This is a genomic window from Shigella sp. FC1661 (assembly GCF_001712525.1).
Taxonomy (GTDB): domain Bacteria; phylum Pseudomonadota; class Gammaproteobacteria; order Enterobacterales; family Enterobacteriaceae; genus Escherichia; species Escherichia coli.
Genome location: NZ_MDGW01000326.1, coordinates 1 through 1468 on the forward strand (window position 1 = coordinate 1; position 1468 = coordinate 1468).

The following is a 1468-nucleotide window of genomic DNA, read 5'->3' on the forward strand; positions in this document are numbered from 1 at the left end:
CGAACAGTGGGGCTACGTCGGTGCTAAATCACGTCAGCGCTGGCTGTTTTACGCGTATGACAGGATACGGAGGAGGGTTGTGGCGCACGTCTTCGGTGAACGCACTCTGGCCACACTGGAGCGTCTTCTGAGCCTGCTGTCGGCCTTTGAGGTCGTGGTATGGATGACGGATGGCTGGCCGCTGTATGAATCACGCCTGAAGGGAAAGCTGCACGTTATCAGCAAGCGTTACACTCAGCGCATTGAGCGACATAATCTGAATCTGAGACAACATCTGGCAAGGCTGGGACGGAAGTCACTGTCGTTCTCAAAATCGGTGGAGCTGCATGACAAGGTCATCGGGCATTATCTGAACATAAAACACTATCAGTAAGTTGGAGTCATTACCATGGCAAAGCAAGTTCTGCAAAAGTACATTTTTACGCCATTAATGATTTTGGTGGCGCCATTGAAGGTAATGCCAGTCTGTAATCAGGCAAGGATATAATTCCGCAGGAAGCATAACGTGACTATAAAACCAACTAAAAATTATCATAATCATCTGACCCGTATCGCTACGTTTTGCGCGCTGCTGTATTGCAATAGTGCTTTCTGTGCTGAACTTGTTGAATATGACCATACCTTCCTGATGGGGCAGAATGCCTCAAATATTGATCTCAGCCGGTATAGTGAAGGTAACCCTGCTATACCGGGTATGTACGACGTCAGTGTTTATGTCAACGATCAACCTATTATTAACCAAAGCATTACATTTATTGAAATTGAAGGAAAAAAAACGCACAAGCCTGTATCACACTTAAGAATTTATTGCAGTTTCATATAAATTCTCCCGATATAAATAACAAAAAAGCCGTTCTGCTTGCCAGGGATGAAACACTCGGCAATTGCCTTAATTTGACGGAAATTATCCCTCAGACTTCTGTTCGTTATGACGTTAACGAGCAACGTCTGGATATAGACGTTCCTCAGGCATGGGTAATGAAAAATTACCAAAACTATGTTGATCCAGCGTTATGGGAAAATGGCATTAATGCGGCCATGTTGTCATACAACCTCAACGGATATCATAGTGAAACTCCTGGTCGAAGAAATGACAGCATTTATGCTGCTTTTAACGGTGGGATGAATTTAGGTGCATGGCGACTGCGTGCCTCAGGCAACTACAACTGGATGACCGATTCTGGCAGTAATTATGATTTTAAGAATCGGTATATACAGCGTGATATCGCCTCGCTGCGTTCTCAACTCATTCTTGGTAATGCTGCCAACTTACTGATTTAGTGTATGATGGTGATTTTAAGGTGCTTGCGTGGCTTCCATTTCCATCAGATGTCCTTCCTGCTCCGCTACTGAAGGCGTGGTGCGTAACGGCAAAAGCACTGCCGGACATCAGCGCTATCTCTGCTCTCATTGCCGTAAAACATGGCAACTACAGTTCACTTACACCGCCTCTCAGCCCGGTACGCAC

General features: G+C 45.4%; 1 protein-coding gene and 3 pseudogenes. All 4 read left to right on the plus strand.

Annotated features, from left to right (window positions below; all coding sequences use genetic code 11):
- Positions 1-373: pseudogene (locus BFF42_RS16980) on the plus strand (IS1-like element IS1X2 family transposase); the annotation flags it as partial.
- A gap of 14 nt (positions 374-387) precedes the next feature.
- Positions 388-471: pseudogene (locus BFF42_RS16985) on the plus strand (fimbrial chaperone); the annotation flags it as partial.
- A gap of 34 nt (positions 472-505) precedes the next feature.
- Positions 506-1263, plus strand: a pseudogene (locus tag BFF42_RS16990) (FimD/PapC N-terminal domain-containing protein); the annotation flags it as partial.
- A 46-nt stretch (positions 1264-1309) separates the two neighbouring features.
- A partial coding sequence (locus tag BFF42_RS16995) for an IS1 family transposase (RefSeq protein ID WP_032277379.1) occupies positions 1310-1468 on the plus strand: 159 nt, incomplete at its 3' end.